We start from the raw sequence: 16194 nt of genomic DNA, 5'->3' as shown, positions 1-16194 counted from the left end.
AAAAGGGCAGCATACGCTGCCCTTTTTTGTTGCCCGCGCCACCGTTGCGCCGTCCAGCAGCTATAAGGGTGCGACTTACCGCCCCTTTTTAGATGTTTCTGTGGATTATCCCGCGGCTAACGCCGTGACGCGCGATCGCCGGCCCGGCTAGAATGCCGGATTGCTCCACGGCACACGGCCGGGTGTACCGTCTGCCGCGCATGCCTGCTTGACCCCCGCGTGCGAGCCGCCCGCTCGAACACGCCCGGTTTATCCGTCTCCCTTCGTACTGCATGAAGCCAGCCATTCGACTGACCGCCTCCGCCACCAGCGCCCTGCCGCGCTGGCTGCTGCTGACCATCTGTATCGTCTTCGCCGCGTTCGGCCTCTTTGGCCGCGACCCGTGGAAGAACGAGGATGCGGCGGGCTTCGGCGTGATGTGGACGATGGCGGGGGGCACCTCGCACGACTGGCTGCTGCCCAATCTCGTCGGCAAGTACGTGACCGAGAACGGTCCGCTCGGCTACTGGCTCGGCGCCGCGTGCATCCGTCTCTTCGCACCGTGGGTCGACGCGAGCAACGCATCACGCATCGCCACGGGCGTGCTGTTCTGCCTCGCGTGCGCGTTCGTCTGGTACAGCGCGTATCTGCTGGGCCGCCGCCCCGAAGTGCAGCCGTTCAAGTACGCGTTCGGCGGCGAGCCCGAGCCGCGCGACTACGGCCGCACGCTCGGCGACGGCGCCCTGCTCGTTCTGCTGGGCTGCTTCGGCCTCGCCGAGCGCGGTCACGAAACCACGCCGCAGCTCATGCAGTTCGTGGGCATCGCCATGCTGCTGTACGGCGTCGTGCGCGCCATCGACAAGCCGGTCCAGGGCGCCCTCTGGTGGGGCCTCGCGCTCGGCATCGTGATGCTCTCGAGCGGCCCGGTGCTCGTGGGCGCGCTCCTCATCGGCACGCTCGCCATGCTCGCCATCGCCCCCGAAACGCGCTCGCGCTGGCTGCTCGTAGCGGGCCTGCCCGTGGCGCTCGTGGTCTCGGCCTCGTGGCCCCTGCTGGCGCTGCACCTGTATCCCGACGACGCCGTCTGGTTCCTCAACCAGTGGGCGCACACCAACGTCAACGCCTTCGCAGGCCCCCCTGGCTACGTGCTGCGCTACGCCGCCAAGAATCTGCCTCTCTTCACGTGGCCCGCGTGGCCCCTCGCGATCTGGGCCTTCGTGAGCTGGGCCGGGCTGCGCCGCAAACCGCACATCGCGATTCCGCTGTCGGTGATCGTGCCGCTGCTCATCCTCGTGGTCGTGCAGAGCCACGAATCGAACCGGCTCTTCATGCTCGTGCTGCCCGCGCTGGCGGTGCTCGCGACCTTCGCGCTGCCCACGCTCAAGCGCGGCGCGATCAACGCGATCGACTGGTTCGCGGTGCTGAGCTTCACGATTCTCAGCACCTTCGTGTGGCTCGTGTGGCTCGCGGGCATGACCGGTTTCCCGGCACCGCTCGCGCGCAACCTCGCGCGCCTCGCACCCGGCTTCGTGCCGGAGTTCAAGATTCTCTCGTTCGTGTGCGCGGTGGCAGTTACCGTGTGCTGGATGGTGCTCGTGCGCTGGCGCGTGGCGCGCCATCCGAAGGTGCTGTGGCGCAGCGTCGTGCTCTCGAGCGGCGGCACCACGCTCATGTGGGTGCTGCTCATGACGCTGTGGCTGCCGGTCGTCAACTACAGCCGGACCTACAAGGACGTGGCCGAGCAGATCGCCGCGCACCTGCCCGCCGACTATCAGTGCATCTCGCCCGTCCGCCTCGGCGATGCGCAGATCGCCACCTTCGCGTACTTCGGCAGGATGCATTTCGCGTTCAACGAGGATTGCGACGTGATCCTGCGCCAGGACACGCAGGAATACGGCGAGCCGAGCTCGATGCCGGACTACGTGTGGAAGCTCGTCTGGGAAGGCCGCCGCGTCGCCGACCGCGACGAGCGCTTCCGCCTGTACGTGCGCATCGACCGTCCGACGCCGCCGCTCAAGAAACATGTCTGGCGCAAGCGTCCGGACTGAGGCCGTGCTGACGACGACTTTCGCCGGCGACGTCCGGCGCATCGCCGCGCTCGCGTGGCCGGTGCTGGTCGGGCAACTCGCGATCATCGCGTTCGGCGTGATCGACACCGCGATGGTCGGTCGCTACTCGGCGCTCGATCTCGCCGCGCTCGGCCTGGGTTCGTCGATCTACATCTCGGTCTATATCGCTCTCACGGGCATTCTCAGCGCGCTGCAGCCCGTAGCGGCGCAGCTCTATGGCGCGCGCAAGGACACGGAAATCGGTCTCGAAGTGCGCCAGGGGTTCTGGCTCGCGCTCGTGCTGATGGCGATCGGATTTACGATCCTCTACTTTCCCGGCCCGCTGCTCGACCTCGCGCACGCGCCCGAAGCACTGCGCGAGCGCACCGTCGGCTATCTGCGGCTGCTCTCGTTCGGGCTGCCCGCGGCGCTGGCCTTTCGCATCTACAGCTCGCTCGCCAATGCCGTGGGGCGCCCGCGCCTCGTGATGTTCCTGCAAGTCGGCGCGCTCATGCTCAAGGTGCCGCTCAACACGTGGCTCATCTTCGGCGGCCTCGGCGTGCCGGCGCTCGGGGGCCCAGGCTGCGCGCTCGCAAGCACCTCGATCAACTGGGCGCTCGCCTTGTGCGCGGCCTTCGCGCTCACGCGGGTGGACGTGTTCGCACCGTTCGAAATCTTCAGGCACTTCTGCTGGCCCGAGTGGAAACGCCAGGCCGAACTGCTCAAGCTCGGCATTCCGATGGGGCTTTCGTACCTCATCGAAGTGACGTCGTACACGTTCATGGCGATCTTCATCGCACGTATGGGCACGACCACGCTCGCCGGCCATCAGATCGCCGGCAACATCGGCGCCGTGCTCTACATGACGCCGCTTTCGATCGGCGTGGCGACCTCGACGCTCGTCGCCCAGGCGCTGGGCGGCAACCGCCCGGCCGAAGCGCGCACGCTCGCGCGGCACGGCGTGGCGACGGCCGTAGCGATTGCCTGCTGCTATGGCGCGATCGTGTTCGTACTGCGGCCGCTCATCATCGGCGGCTACACGCCGGACCCTGCCGTGGCAGTCGCAGCCATGCCGCTCGTCGCCATCGTCACCTGCTACCACGTGTTCGACGCCCTGCAGATCACCACCGCCTTCGCGTTGCGCGCCTACCGGGTCGCGGTCGTGCCGACCATCATCTATGCGCTTGCGCTCTGGGGCGTGGGCCTCGGCGGCGGCTACGCGCTGGGCTTCGACGTGACCGGCACGGTGCCCGCCTGGGCGACGGGCGCGCGCGGGTTCTGGCTCGCCAACATGGCGAGCCTCCTGATTGCCGGTGCCGGACTCCTGCTTTATCTCTCGCGGGTGAGTACGCGGTTTGTGAGAGAACGCGCCTAGCTCGTCGGCGTCGGAGGCGTTAGGCGGTTAGTTGCAAATGCATGCAGATCACCCCGCCTCGGCCTGCCGCGCCGCCTCCACGGTCTGTGCTGCGTGATACGACGAGCGAACCAGCGGCCCGGCCACCACCTCGCTAAATCCCATTGCCAGCCCCGCCGCACGCAACGCGGCGAATCCGTCGGGATGCACGTAGCGCTTCACCGGCAAATGAAACCGCGACGGCGCAAGGTACTGCCCGATCGTCAGCACTTCTACGCGATGCTCGAGCAGGTCGCGCATCGTCGCGAGCAACTCCGCATCGGTTTCGCCCAGCCCCACCATCAGCCCCGACTTCGTGACGAGCGCACCGTTCGCCGCTTTCGCGCGCGCAAGCAAATCGAGCGAGCCGTGATAGTCCGCGCCCGGCCGCGCCGCGCGATACAGCGAGGGCACGGTCTCGATGTTGTGGTTGAACACGTCGGGCCACGCGTACGAAAGCGCCTCGAGCGCGCGCGGGACACGGCCGCGGAAATCGGGCGTGAGCACCTCGACGCCGATTCCCGCTACGCGCTCGCGCACCCGCGCAATGCAACGCGCGAAGTGCGACGCGCCACCGTCGCGCAAGTCGTCGCGATCGACCGATGTAATGACGACGTGACGCAAGCCCAGCGCCGCGACCGCTGCCGCAAGGTGCGCGGGCTCGTCCTCGTCGAGCGGCGCGGGACGTCCGTGAGCGACATCGCAGAACGGACAGCGCCGCGTGCACAGCCCGCCCATGATCATGAAAGTCGCGGTGCGCTGTGCAAAGCATTCGCCGATGTTCGGGCACATCGCTTCTTCGCATACCGAATGAAGCCGATGCTCGCGCAATACGGCCGCCACGCCCGCTACGGTTTCGCTCATGAGCGGACGCGCGCGCAGCCAGGGCGGCTTCGGCAAGACCGCGTCGGCGCTGGCAGGCGGCACGATCTTCACCGGAATGCGCGCGAGCTTCTCGCGGCTGCGCAGGCCCTCCTGACCCAGCGCCGTACTCGACGAGCGGGACACTCCAGACGTGGCGGCCTCCATGCTCAGGCTCCTTCGTCGATGAAGGCTTTGAGCAGGCGATTGACCTCCTGCGCCGCCTCCATCTGCACCATGTGCCCCTTGCCCGCAATCACCTCCACGCGCACCTGCGACGGCAAGCCCTGCGCATGGCGCGCCGGTATGATCTGGTCGACCTCGCCCCAGATCACGAGCGCGCGAGGCGCGAGCGACGCAAGCCGTTCGCGGAACACGCGCCGCTGCGCGCCGCCTTCGAACGCCTGCGCGGCAATCTTGCCGAGCGCGGCCTGCACGCCTTCGAGCCGCTTGTACTTCACGAGGTCCTCGACGAGCTGACGCGTCACCAGCGCGGGATCGGCGAACAGCTTCGTCACGTGCGGCTTGAGCGCATTGCGATTGCCCGCCGCGACGAAGCCCTCGATATACGCACCATCGATCTCGCTGCCAAGGCCTGCACTCGAAATCAGCGCAAGAGACGCCACGCGCCCGGGCGCCTGCTCGGCCACCGCCATGGCCACTGCACCGCCCAGCGAGTGCCCGACGAGATGCGCGCGGTCGATCTTCTGCGCGTCGAGGAACGCGATCACGCTTTGCCCGAGCTCGTCGAGGCTCCCGCTCTCGAGCGCCTTGCCCGACTCGCCGTGACCCGGCAGATCGAGCGCCCAGACGGTGCGCTCCGCCGCGAGATCGGTGTGATTGAAGAGCCAGTTGTTGAGATCGCCGCCGAAGCCATGGATCAGCACGACAGGCACGCCCTCGCCTTCGCCCTGCTTCAGGTAGCGCACGGTCCTGCCGCCGATTTGCGACTTTTCCGGCTGCGGTCCCGCGTCGGCGTCGCCCGCCTGCGCCGGCACGAAGTCGCGCTGGAACTCGGCCACCGCGGCGTCGATATCCGCGTCGGCCGCTTCGGCATCGGCGACCACACCAAGCAGCGCGCCGACGGGCAGCGTGTCGCCCTCCTGCGCGATCTGCCGCCGCAACACGCCTTCGAACGCGCACTCGACGCCCGACGCGATCTTGTCGGACTCCACGTCGAGCAATTCATCGCCCTTGCTGACCTTGTCGCCGGGCGACTTGAGCCAGCCGTTCACCTGGCCCTGCTCCATCGACAGGCCCCATTTGGGCATCGTGATCATGTGAATCGGCATGACTTCAGCTCCTTGCCGCGCGCGCGGCGTCGGCGATCTTCTCCGCCGAGGGGATGTAGAGGTCTTCGAGCGATGCCGCGAACGGCACAGGCGTATGCGGGGCAGTGACCATGCCGACCGGTACCTTCAGTTCCTTGAACGCCTTCTGGCCAACAAGTGCCGCAATGTCGGTCGCGATCGAGCAGCGCGGATTGGCTTCGTCCACGACCACGACCCGGCCCGTGCGGCGCGCGCTTTCGAGGATCGTTTCCTCGTCGAGCGGCGAGGTCGTACGCAGGTCGATCACGTCCGCCTCGATGCCGTCTTTCGCGAGCTTCTGCGCAGCATCGAGCGCGTAGTGCACCATGCGTCCATACGTGACGATCGTGACGTCGTCACCGTCGCGCACGATGTTGGCCTCGCCGAATGGAATCGAATAGGATTCCTCCGGAACGTCGCCCTCCATTGTGTAGAGCAGCTTGTGCTCGCAGAAGATCACGGGGTCGTTGTCGCGTATCGCCTCGATCATGAGGCCCTTGGCGTCATAGGGCGTGGCCGGGCACACGACCTTCAGCCCGGGAATATGCGTGAAGAGCGAGGTGAGCATCTGCGAGTGCTGCGCCGCCGCGCGCAAGCCCGCGCCGTACATGGTGCGAATCACGACCGGCGTGACGGCCTTGCCGCCGAACATGTAGCGGAACTTCGCCGCCTGATTGAAGATCTGGTCGAAGCACACGCCCATGAAATCGATGAACATCAGCTCCGCGACCGGCCGCATGCCGCACGCCGCCGCACCCACTGCCGTGCCGATAAAACCGCCTTCCGAGAGCGGCGTATCGAGCACGCGCCCGGGGAACTTGCCGTAAAGGCCCTTTGTCACGCCGAGCACGCCGCCCCACGCGTCCTGCTCGCCTGGCGCGCCCGCGCCGCCCGCGTTGTCCTCGCCCATCACGATCACGCTTTCGTCGCGCCCCATCTCCTGGGCAAGCGCTTCGTTGATGGCCTGCGAATAGGTGATTTTCCGTGCCATTTCCGTCTCCTTGATCTGGAATCCTGATGACTTGAGTGCGCAGCGCTTAAGGGTACGACACGTACACGTCAGTGAGCAGCGCTTCGGCTGGCGGCAGCGGCGCGGCCTTGGCCTGCGTCACGGCATCGTCGATCAGCTGCTTCACTTCGGCGTCCACCTTGCGCAGATCGCCGGTGCTCGCGAGTTCGGCGCGCACCACGCGCTCTTCGAAGCGCTTCAGGCAGTCTTTTTCTTCGCGCAGCTTCTGCACTTCGCCAGGGGCTCGGTAGGTTTGCGCGTCGCCTTCGAAGTGGCCGAAATAGCGCGAGAGTTTCATCTCCACGAGCGTCGGGCCGCCGCCGCTGCGTGCGCGTGCAATGGCTTCACCCAGCGCCTCGTGCACGGCGAAAAAGTCGAAGCCGTCGACGATCACGCCCGGCATGCCGAAGCCGTTCGCACGGTCGGCGATGTTGTCAGCCGCGACCGACCACGTGGAAGACGTCGCCTCGGCGTAGCCGTTGTTTTCCGCGACGAAGATCACCGGCAAGCGCCACACGGAGGCGAGATTCATCGACTCGAAGATCACGCCCTGGTTCGACGCGCCGTCACCGAAGAAGCACACGCCCACGCCGCCCGTCTTCTTCTGCTTGGCGGCGAGCGCGGCGCCGCACGTGAGCGGACCGCCGGCGCCGACGATGCCGTTTGCGCCCAGCATGCCCTTCGACAGATCGGCGATATGCATCGAGCCGCCCTTGCCCCGGCACGACCCCGTGGCCCGGCCATAGATCTCGGCCATCATCTCGCGCACGTCCACCCCCTTGGCGATGCAGTGGCCGTGGCCGCGGTGCGTGGTCGCGACATAGTCGTTATCGTTCAGATGACTCATCGTGCCGACCGCGGAGGCCTCCTCGCCCGCGTACAGGTGCACGAAGCCTGGAATTTCGCCGGTCGCGAACTCGACGTGCAAGCGTTCCTCGAACTCGCGAATCGTGCGCATCGAGCGATACGCGGTGAGCAACTGCTCCTTGTTCAACTGAACTGACATGGTTGTCTCCTGGGTGTACGACGCTTGTACCGCTCTGGATTGGCTTGCTGCGGGGAAATGCGACTGCTCCTAGTGAAAAGTGAAACCGCCGTCGACGTTCACCGACTGGCCTGTGACGTTGTCCATCGTCGCGAAGAACAGGGCGAGCCGGCCCATGTCCTCCGGCGTTTGCGCGCGGCCCTGCGGAATCAGCGTGAGCTGATGGCGCTGCCAGGACTCTTCGACGCTCTCGCCTTCTGTCTTCCATTCGTCGGAGAGCCGGTCCCACATGTACGTACGCACGATGCCGGGGCAAATCGCGTTCACGGTGATGCCCTCGCGCGCGACTTCCTTGGCGAGCGCGTTGGTGAAGCCAACCACCGCAAATTTCGACGCGCTGTAGTGCGCAAGATTCGGGAACCCTTCCTTGCCCGCGATCGAAGCGACGTTGATGATCCGCCCGCGCTTTTGCGTACGGAAATGCGGCAGTGCAGCCTTGCAGCCGAGGAACACGCCTTTCGCGTTGACGCCCATGACGAAGTCCCAGTCCCGCTCTGTTAATTCGGATACCGGACTAATTGAAATCACGCCGGCGCAGTTCACGAGAATATCGAAGCCACCGAATTCCGAAAGCGCCTGCGAGACCATCCCTTCGAGCTGGACAGCCTGGGTGACGTCGACCTTGGCGAAGGCGGCGCGTCTGCCCAGCGCCCGTAACTCATCCGCAGTCGCGGCAAGCGGTTCTTCGAGCAGATCCGCGAGCAGCACGTCCGCGCCGGCTTGCGCGAGCGTGAGCGCAATGCCGCGGCCGATGCCGCGCGCGCCGCCGGTCACGATCGCGACCTGGCCTTTCAAGGGTGTGTCCATGCGATGTCTCCTTCTTTCGGTGATGCGTGGAGGAAGCAAGCCCAATCGCTATGCGCGCGCGGCGGCCTCGCGCAACAGCTGATGCGACGCCGCGTAACGCAGCGTGCGCGCGACATCGACGGTCAGCGGACCGTGCCAGTCGAGCGTCACTTCATAGCGGTCGCCGCGCGCCGGTTCGATTTCACGCTCGCCGTCGAACGCGAGCGTGCCGTGGCCCGCTTCGAGCGGCAGCGCCACGCCGACTTCGAGGCGCTGGCAGGTAAGCATCGTCAGGCGCTCGACGCGGCCCGGCGCAATCGGCGCGAGCAACGGCACGCCTGCGCCGCTGCCCTCGGGCGCGCCAGGCTGGGCGAACGTCATATGCAGGCCGTGCGCCGCATCGCGCCCGACCGGCGCCCAAGCCCCGCCGATCGACGAGAGACCGATGCCGTCAGGCGGCGCGAAGGTCAGAAAAAGTGATTCGATATCCGAACTTTCAGAAATCGCACGCGCACCGATGAACGGCTGACGCGCCACGCAAATGTCGACGAGCGCGATTTCTTCGCGCCCGCGCGACGGCCCTTCCACGCAGCGCGCGACGAGCCGCTTGTTGCGCGAAAGCGCCGACTCGGCGGGCACCGCGCCGGTCGCGACGAGCGCGCCCGCGAGGCCCGCGACGGTGGCCTCGCGCAGTTCGGGAAAGGCGTTGTTGGTGCCGGTGGAGAGCGCGAGCAGCGGCGTCGCGCCGCAATGGGCCGCGACCGCGCGATGGGTGCCGTCGCCGCCCAACACCGCGATCAGCGCAACCTCCTCTCGCACCATGTGATCGACACCGGCGTGCGTATCGGCAACGCTTTCGTCCACGAGCAGATCGACGAACACGACCTCGGGCCAGGGTTCGTGCGCGGCAATGGCCGTGTGCGTCTCGATTGCGCGCAGGAGCAGCGCGGCCACGCCGGTGTTGTCGCGCAACGTGAGCACGCGCGTCACGCCGAGCGCGCCCAGGCCTGCGAGCAGGCGCACGACCATGTTCGCCTTCTCGGCCGTGGGAAAGACGGAAGCATGCGAAGTGAGACGGCGAATGTCGCGGCCCGATGCGGGGTTCGCGATCACGCCTACAGTCACGGGCGTCGTCACGGATTTTGTCTCCTGATGGCGTCGCACCGTGCATTGCCGTGCGCCGCCTTTGCCGCCAGACTCTGCAAGCGTCATGCCAATGACGTCGAGAAAGCGCGGCGATAGCGCAGAAGGCCGCGTGACGGGGTTCTGCGCCAATTGCACGCCGTAGCGTCGGCACGAATTGCGTCGCGCGCGGCGTCTCACCCGCCGTCTCGCATGCGCGACGCGCCGCTCGCACCGCCAGCCGCCCGCGTGAAGGAATACGCGCATAGCCCCGCGTGGCGTGCCAGAGCGGCGACTGAGCGCCCAAGCCCGCCGCGCCGAAAGGCGCGGCACGAGCCGCTGAGACGATCGTCTCAGCCGTCTCGCATGCTGCGCTGCGGTGTGATCGCGCGCAAAGGATGTGCTACAAAAGACTCCCGCCGAACGCTTTCCGGTCCGACGTAACCCGACGTTACTCCGACGCTCACCGCGAGCCGTCGCCTGGAACCGCTCATGCCCTACGCCCTTGCGTCTACCCGGCACGCCGAGCGCGTGCGCGGCGCCGTAGAAGGCCGCCTGCCCGCGCCGTCCGACTCGCCGCGCCTCGTCTCGTCGTGGCAGCGCTCGTTCGAGCGCTATCAGCTGGACCCCGGCTCCGTGATCGGCCCGCGCGTGCTGAGCGCCGCCGAGCTGCGCGAGATCCGCGATCGCGAGGAGTCCTTTCTGCGCGCCTCCGGCCAGTGCCTCACGCGATTGCACGACATGGTGCGCGAGGCCGATTACTGCGTGATGCTGACCGACGCGCACGGCGTGACGATCGACTATCGCCTGGACCGAGAGCGCCGCAACGACTTCAAGCACGCGGGTCTCTATATCGGCTCGTGCTGGTCCGAGAGCGAGGAAGGCACCTGCGGCATCGCGAACGTGCTCACCGATCTCGCGCCCATCACGGTGCACAAGACGGACCATTTCCGCGCCGCGTTCACCACGCTCACGTGTAGCGCCGCGCCGATCTTCGCGCCGGGCGGCGAGCTGATCGGCGTACTCGATGCGTCGGCCGTGCAATCGCCCGACAATCGCGAGAGCCAGCGCATCGTCAACCAGCTCGTGCGCCAGAGTGCCACGCTCATCGAAGACGGCTATTTCCTGCATCGCCTCTCGTCGTGCTGGATACTCTTCGGTCACCAGAATCGCAATTACGTGGAAGCGCAGCCCGAACTGCTGATCGCCTTCGACGAAAACGGCAACGTGGTCGCCGCAAACCGGCGCGCGCGCGAATGCATGCCGTGCCTGGACGGCCCGCGTCATATCGACGAGATTTTCGATTCGTCGCACGTGCAGTTGCGCGACATCGGGCGCATCGAAACCATCGCGGCACTGCGCCTGCGCACGAACGGCTCGATGCTGTATGCGCGCATCCGCGCGCCGCTTGGGACGAGCGGTTACGGCGGACACAGCGCACGCAGCGGCGCCGGCGCGGCGCATGGCGCGATGCCACTGCGGCGCGACACCGCCGACGCGCACGAATACGACCGCAGCGCGCTCGGCCCCTTCCTGCGCAGCGCCGACCCGCGCGTGGCCGAAAACGCGCGCATCGCGCAGCGCGTGGCGGGCAAGCGCCTGCCGATCCTGCTGCTCGGCGAAACCGGCGCCGGCAAGGAGGTGTTCGCGCGCGCCATCCACGACGCCAGCGCGCGACGCAATCGGCCGTTCATCGCGGTCAATTGCGGGGCGCTGCCCGAGTCGCTGATCGAGAGCGAGCTGTTCGGCTATGCGCCGGGCGCGTTCACGGGTGCGCGCCGGCACGGCGCACGCGGCAAGATCGTGATGGCCGATGGCGGCACGCTCTTTCTCGACGAAATCGGCGACATGCCGCTCGCGCTGCAGACCCGCCTTTTGCGCGTGCTGGCCGAGGGCGAAGTCCTGCCGCTCGGGAGCGAAACGCCGGTGCGCGTCGATATCGACGTAGTCTGCGCAACGCACCGGGACCTCGCGCAGATGGCCGGCGCGGGCGCATTCCGCGACGATCTCTACTATCGCCTGAGCGGCGCGGTGCTCACGCTGCCGCCGCTGCGCGAGCGGCGCGACATCGCGATCCTCATCGACACGGTCTTTGCGGAAGAAGCGCAGGCCGCCGGCCGGCCGCTCGCACTCGACGCCACGCTCGCGGCGCGGCTCGCGAAGTTCGCGTGGCCCGGCAACCTGCGGCAACTGCGCAATGCGATGCGTTACGCATGCGCCGTCTGCGACACCGTGCTGGTCGAAGCGCGGCACCTGAGCGGCGACCTCGCGGCGCGCCTGCCGCCACTCGCAGCGCCGGCCGCGTCCGGCTGCCCAGCCGGCATTCCGCCAGCGTCGCCGCTCTCCGACGAGGACGAGCGCGCACGCATCGTCGCGGCGCTCACGGCGCACCGCTGGCGTCCGAACGCCGCCGCACTGGCACTGGGCATTTCGCGCGCGACGCTCTACCGGCGCATGGCGAAGCTCGCCATCGTCGGGCCCCATCGCGTTTGAGCCGGATTGCGCTGACTTCCGCGCGTTTCGCGTCGCCAGAGTGCACAGAAGTATTAAATATTGTGCGGCGCGATTTACTTGCCACACTCCGGCCGGTATAAATCGAGCGCTCGCGATCCACAGATACGCCATCTGGCCTATTCTTGTACCGCAGCCCCCTCCGCTGGATGCGTCGTCCGTTCCCGGCTCACTGAAAATGCCCTCAATGGAGTGATTGCCATGCTCAAGAAGCTGCTGATGCTCTTCCTCGCAATCGGCCTGTCGCTGTCCGCCGTGCTCGCCGCAGCCGTGGAAGTGAACACCGCCGACGAAACCGCGCTCGAATCGGTCAAGGGCATCGGCCCCGTCCATGCCAAGGCGATCATCGACGAACGCACGAAGAACGGCCCGTTCAAGGATGCCGACGACCTGGTGAACCGCGTCAAGGGCATTGGCCCGAAGTCGGTGCAGAACCTCGAGGCGGCGGGGCTCACGATCAACGGCTCCTCGGCGCCGCCCGCGGGCAAGACGGCTAGCGCGAAGAGCGGCAAGAGCGCCGCTGCCACGAGCGCCGCGCCCGCTGCGACCACGGCCAATCCGATGACGGCGCAGACGCCGGCGGCCGCGACCACGGCGCAAGCCGCCTCGGACACGGCCGCGGGCAAGTCGAAGCACAAGAGCAAGAAGGACAAGACGGCCGCCGCTGCCAGCGCGCCCGAAGCGGGCTCCGCTGCGGCAACTCCGGCCACGGCATCCGATACGAAGGCGAAAAAGCCCAGGAAGTCGAAGAAAGACAAGGCCGCGTCCGCTGCGGCCGCTTCCGGCGCCTGATTGCCGCCACCGTCCGGCGCGCGCAAGCCGTGCACTGGATCTCGAAAACGCGGCGCCACCCTCGCGTGCGCCGTCCGACTTACCGGCCGCGTCCCCCTCGCGGCCATCACCCAGAGAGATCGTCATGAGTCTGCTAGATACCCTCGGTTCCCTGCTCGGTTCGCAGTCGCAACAGCAAGGCGGCGGCCAGGCCCAGCTCCTCGCCGCGGCGATGGAGTTCGTCAACAACCAGCCCGGCGGGCTGAACGGCCTCATCGAGAAGTTCCAGCAAGGCGGCCTCGGCGACATCGTGCAGTCGTGGGTCGGCAACGGCGAGAATCAGCCTGTTTCGGCGGATCAGCTGCACAACGTGCTCGGCTCGGACGTCGTCTCGGGTCTCGCGCAGAAGGTCGGCATGCAGCCCGACCAGGTGAGCGGGCTGCTCGCCCAGGTGCTGCCGCACGTGGTCAACGCGGGCACGCCGACCGGCGAAGTGCCGCAAGGCGGCCAGATCAACACCGAAAGCGTGCTCGGCACGCTTGGTGGGCTGGCGTCGCTGCTCGGCGGCGGCAACAAGCAGGCATGAGCGCCCATTAGCGCTTCCTTGCAGGCATGAAAAAAGGGCAGCGGATCACTCCGCTGCCCTTTTCGTTTCGGCTCAGTGCGCCGCCTGCCGGCGCGCGCCTCAGCCGAGGTTTCTACTCGCGTTAGTGCACCACGCGCTCGAACACGAACTTGCCGTCGTGCACGCCGACCGGGATGACATCCTTCGGCCCGAACTTGCCCGCGAGGATCAGCTTGGCGACCGGGTTCTCGATCTCCTGCTGGATCGCGCGCTTGAGCGGCCGTGCGCCGAACAGCGGGTCGTAGCCGACCTTGGCGATCTGGCTCAGCGCCTCGTCCGACACCACGAGCTCCATGTCGAGCTTCTCCAGACGCTCGCGCAGACGCTGCAGCTGGATCTTCGCAATCGACTCGATATTCGAGCGATCGAGCGCATGGAACACCACGACCTCGTCGATCCGGTTCAGGAACTCGGGGCGGAACTGCTGCTTCACTTCGTTCCACACGGCGTCCTTCACCGCTTCCTGCGGCTCGCCCGCCATCGCCTGAATGAGGTGCGAACCGAGGTTCGACGTCATCACGATTACGGTGTTCTTGAAGTCGACGGTGCGGCCCTGGCCATCGGTCATGCGGCCGTCGTCGAGCACTTGCAGCAGCACGTTGAACACGTCCGGGTGCGCCTTTTCGACTTCGTCGAGCAGGATCACGCTATACGGCTTGCGACGCACGGCCTCGGTCAGATAGCCGCCCTCTTCGTAGCCCACGTATCCCGGCGGCGCGCCGATCAAACGCGCCACACTGTGCTTCTCCATAAACTCGCTCATGTCGATGCGGATGAGGTGATCTTCCGAATCGAACAGGAAGCCCGCCAGCGCCTTGCACAGCTCGGTCTTGCCCACACCCGTCGGCCCGAGGAACAGGAACGAGCCGTACGGCCGGTTCGGGTCCGAGAGACCAGCGCGCGAGCGGCGAATCGCGTCGGCGACGGCGGTAATGGCCTCGTCCTGACCCACCACGCGCTCGTGCAGCTTCTCTTCGATCTGCAGCAGCTTTTCGCGCTCGCCCTGCATCATGCGCGAAACGGGAATGCCGGTCGAACGCGACACGACCTCCGCGATTTCCTCGGCGCCCACGAGCGTGCGCAGCAGGCGCAAGCGCGTGGGGTTGTTCTGCTCGTTCGCCTCCGCGAGCGTCACCTGCTTGAGCTGCGCTTCGAGCTCCGGCAGCTTGCCGTACTGCAGTTCCGCGACCTTCTCGAGCTTGCCTTCGCGCTGGAAGCGATTGATCTCCGCGCGCACGCGGTCGATCTCTTCCTTGATCTGCGCGCCGCCCTGCACCGCGGCCTTCTCGGTGGTCCAGATCTCTTCGAGATCCTTATATTCGAGGCTCAGCCGGTCGATCTCTTCCTCGATCAGCTGCAGACGCTTTTGCGACGCTTCGTCCTTTTCCTTCTTGACGGCCTCGCGCTCGATCTTCAACTGGATCAGGCGGCGATCGAGCTTGTCCATTGCTTCGGGCTTCGAATCGATTTCCATCTTGATCTTCGAAGCTGCTTCGTCGATCAGGTCGATGGCCTTGTCCGGCAGGAAACGGTCGGTGATGTAGCGATGCGAGAGTTCCGCCGCCGCGACGATAGCCGGGTCGGTAATTTCCACGCCGTGGTGCAGCTCGTACTTCTCCTTCAGGCCGCGCAGGATCGCGATGGTCGCCTCGACCGACGGTTCATCGACGAGCACCTTCTGGAAGCGGCGTTCGAGCGCGGCGTCCTTTTCGATGTACTTGCGATACTCGTCGAGCGTGGTCGCGCCGATGCAGTGCAGCTCGCCGCGCGACAGCGCCGGCTTGAGCATGTTGCCCGCGTCCATCGCGCCTTCGGCCTTGCCGGCGCCGACCATCGTGTGAATTTCGTCGATGAAGACGATGGTCTGCCCTTCGTCCTTGGCAATGTCGTTGAGCACGGCCTTCAGGCGCTCTTCGAACTCGCCGCGATATTTCGCGCCCGCGAGCAGTGCGGCCATGTCGAGCGAGAGCACGCGCTTGCCCTTGAGCGTTTCGGGCACTTCGCCGTTGACGATGCGCTGCGCGAGGCCTTCGACGATTGCCGTCTTGCCCACCCCCGGTTCGCCGATCAGCACCGGATTGTTCTTGGTGCGGCGTTGCAGGATCTGGATCGAGCGGCGGATTTCGTCGTCGCGGCCGATCACGGGGTCGAGCTTGCCCGAACGCGCGCGCTCGGTCAGATCGACGGTGTACTTCTTGAGCGCTTCACGCTGGCTCTCGGCGTCCTGGCTGTGCACCTGCGCGCCGCCGCGCACCGCGACGATCGCGGCTTCGAGCGCCTTGCGCGTCAAGCCGTGCTGGCGAGCAAGACGACCCGCCTCGCCCTTGTCTTCGGACACGGCGAGCAGGAACATCTCGCTCGCGATATACGTGTCGTTGAGCTTCTGCGCTTCCTTGTCGGCCTGATTGAGCAGCCCCGTGAGTTCGCGGCCGATCTGCACGTTGCCGTCGGTGCCCTGCACCTGCGGCAAGCGGTTGATGGCGTCGTTCAGCGCGTTCTGCAGCGCCTGGACCTGCACGCCCGCACGCGACATGAGCGAGCGCGCGGAGCCGTCCTGCTGCGCGACGAGCGCAGCCAGCAGGTGAACGGGTTCGATGTACTGGTTATCGTGGCCCACCGCGAGGCTTTGCGCGTCGGCGATGGCTTCCTGGAACTTGGTGGTGAGTTTGTCGATTCTCATTTGATGCGAGACCTCCAGATTTCTAGACTGTCACCAAATTTGAGGGGGGACGCG

General features: G+C 66.7%; 12 protein-coding genes. 5 read left to right on the top strand and 7 right to left on the bottom strand.

Features of this window, described 5'->3' with window-relative positions; genetic code table 11:
- Positions 1–272 precede the first annotated feature (272 nt).
- Both ACOJB8_RS27885 and ACOJB8_RS27880 read left to right on the top strand, forming a co-directional pair.
- Positions 273–2027 carry an ArnT family glycosyltransferase gene (locus ACOJB8_RS27885; RefSeq protein ID WP_368606710.1) on the top strand — a complete coding sequence of 585 codons (1755 nt, stop codon included), beginning with the start codon at positions 273–275 and terminating at the stop codon, positions 2025–2027.
- Between the two features lie 4 nt (positions 2028–2031).
- The gene (locus tag ACOJB8_RS27880; RefSeq protein ID WP_475015534.1) at positions 2032–3402 is read left to right on the top strand and encodes an MATE family efflux transporter; all 1371 of its coding nucleotides are present in this window, start codon (positions 2032–2034) and stop codon (positions 3400–3402) included.
- A 48-nt stretch (positions 3403–3450) separates the two neighbouring features.
- On the opposite strand, the gene lipA is transcribed toward ACOJB8_RS27880, so the two are convergent.
- From lipA to ACOJB8_RS27850, 6 genes are all read right to left on the bottom strand, one after another.
- Complete coding sequence (lipA, locus tag ACOJB8_RS27875) at positions 3451–4449, bottom strand: lipoyl synthase (RefSeq protein ID WP_475015532.1); 999 nt, start codon at positions 4447–4449, stop codon at positions 3451–3453.
- Between the two features lie 2 nt (positions 4450–4451).
- Positions 4452–5573 carry an acetoin dehydrogenase dihydrolipoyllysine-residue acetyltransferase subunit gene (locus ACOJB8_RS27870; RefSeq protein WP_475015530.1) on the bottom strand — a complete coding sequence of 374 codons (1122 nt, stop codon included), beginning with the start codon at positions 5571–5573 and terminating at the stop codon, positions 4452–4454.
- A 4-nt stretch (positions 5574–5577) separates the two neighbouring features.
- A complete protein-coding gene (locus ACOJB8_RS27865; protein ID WP_368606714.1) occupies positions 5578–6582 on the bottom strand; it encodes an alpha-ketoacid dehydrogenase subunit beta in 1005 nt (334 codons plus the stop codon).
- A 46-nt stretch (positions 6583–6628) separates the two neighbouring features.
- Positions 6629–7606, bottom strand: coding sequence for a thiamine pyrophosphate-dependent dehydrogenase E1 component subunit alpha (locus tag ACOJB8_RS27860; RefSeq protein ID WP_069267513.1), 978 nt, complete (start codon positions 7604–7606; stop codon positions 6629–6631).
- Between the two features lie 69 nt (positions 7607–7675).
- Complete coding sequence (locus ACOJB8_RS27855; RefSeq protein ID WP_368616215.1) at positions 7676–8452, bottom strand: SDR family NAD(P)-dependent oxidoreductase; 777 nt, start codon at positions 8450–8452, stop codon at positions 7676–7678.
- 48 nt (positions 8453–8500) lie between these two features.
- A complete protein-coding gene (locus tag ACOJB8_RS27850) occupies positions 8501–9568 on the bottom strand; it encodes an ATP-NAD kinase family protein (RefSeq protein WP_069267607.1) in 1068 nt (355 codons plus the stop codon).
- 477 nt (positions 9569–10045) lie between these two features.
- Here ACOJB8_RS27850 and ACOJB8_RS27845 point away from each other — a divergent pair, with 477 nt between their 5' ends.
- The 3 genes from ACOJB8_RS27845 to ACOJB8_RS27835 all read left to right on the top strand — a co-directional run bounded on the left by ACOJB8_RS27845 (position 10046) and on the right by ACOJB8_RS27835 (position 13421).
- A complete protein-coding gene (locus ACOJB8_RS27845; protein ID WP_475015528.1) occupies positions 10046–12046 on the top strand; it encodes a sigma-54-dependent Fis family transcriptional regulator in 2001 nt (666 codons plus the stop codon).
- Between the two features lie 219 nt (positions 12047–12265).
- Complete coding sequence (locus tag ACOJB8_RS27840; RefSeq protein ID WP_069267516.1) at positions 12266–12856, top strand: ComEA family DNA-binding protein; 591 nt, start codon at positions 12266–12268, stop codon at positions 12854–12856.
- Complete coding sequence (locus ACOJB8_RS27835) at positions 12756–13421, top strand: YidB family protein (RefSeq protein ID WP_428995915.1); 666 nt, start codon at positions 12756–12758, stop codon at positions 13419–13421. The genes ACOJB8_RS27840 and ACOJB8_RS27835 overlap by 101 nt, the downstream gene beginning before the upstream one ends.
- A 121-nt stretch (positions 13422–13542) precedes the next feature.
- Here the strand turns inward: ACOJB8_RS27835 and clpB are convergent, their stop codons facing one another.
- Positions 13543–16140 (bottom strand): ATP-dependent chaperone ClpB, encoded by a 2598-nt coding sequence (gene clpB, locus ACOJB8_RS27830; protein ID WP_069267518.1) that lies wholly within the window; start codon positions 16138–16140, stop codon positions 13543–13545.
- Positions 16141–16194 lie beyond the last annotated feature (54 nt).

Source organism: Paraburkholderia sp. BR10141 (assembly GCF_056155635.1).
The sequence above is the reverse complement of the archived record's forward strand: the minus strand, read 5'-3'. Positions and strand labels throughout refer to the sequence as shown.